Source organism: Pseudomonas sp. KB_15, assembly GCF_052114525.1.
GTDB lineage: Bacteria > Pseudomonadota > Gammaproteobacteria > Pseudomonadales > Pseudomonadaceae > Aquipseudomonas.
On the sequence record NZ_JBFREX010000106.1, the window covers coordinates 1 to 787 of the forward strand.

Below are 787 nucleotides of genomic sequence, written 5' to 3' on the forward strand. Positions count from 1 at the left end.
TTCTTGTACAGCGGCACCAGCGCATAGCCGAAGCTGAACATCAGGCCCACCACCACCAGCAGCCGCAGCAGCATGCCGCGGTTGAAGCGTCGCTCGATTGCCCGGTCTTCCGCCTTCTGCTGCGCGTTTCTTGTACAGCGGCACCAGCGCATAGCCGAAGCTGAACATCAGGCCCACCACCACCAGCAGCCGCAGCAGCATGCCGCGGTTGAAGCGTCGCTCGATTGCCCGGTCTTCCGCCTTCTGCTGCGCGTCCACGTCTATCTCCGCTCAACCGCCAAGGAACACCATCTTGGCGAAGAATCCCAGGAAGAACACCACCACGATGGACAGCAGGATCAGGCCCAGCCGCCGGTTGGCGGCTCGTTGGGTGGCCTGGCGGCCCTGGCTGTCCGTGCGCGACGGGGTTTCCGGCTTCATGGCGTCAATCACTCAGCGCACCTGTGGCGGCTCTTCGAAGGTGTGGAACGGCGCCRGCGACGGCACGGTCCATTCCAGGCCCTCGGCGCCATCCCACGGCTTGTCGCCGGCAGCCGACCCGCCCCGGTAGGACGGCAGCACCACGAAGAAGAAGAAATACACCTGCATCAGGCCGAAGCCCAGCGCGCCGAACGACGCAACCGCGTTGAAGTCCGTGAACTGGACCGCGTAGTCCGCGTAGCGACGCGGCATGCCGGCCAGGCCCAGGAAGTGCATCGGGAAGAAGGTCACGTTGAAGAAGATCAGCGAGCCCCAGAAGTGGATCTGGCCGCGCGTCTCGTTGTACATGAACCCGCTCCACTTCGGC

General features: G+C 64.6%; 2 protein-coding genes and 1 pseudogene. All 3 read right to left on the reverse strand.

Annotated features, from left to right (window positions below; all coding sequences use genetic code 11):
* Positions 1-258 (reverse strand): annotated as a pseudogene (locus AB4Z35_RS29885) (hypothetical protein); the annotation flags it as partial.
* A gap of 12 nt (positions 259-270) precedes the next feature.
* Positions 271-432 carry a cytochrome oxidase small assembly protein gene (locus AB4Z35_RS29890; protein WP_177219847.1) on the reverse strand — a complete coding sequence of 54 codons (162 nt, stop codon included), beginning with the start codon at positions 430-432 and terminating at the stop codon, positions 271-273.
* On the reverse strand, positions 433-787 hold a 355-nt coding region (locus tag AB4Z35_RS29895), incomplete at its 5' end, for a cbb3-type cytochrome c oxidase subunit I (RefSeq protein ID WP_442101142.1).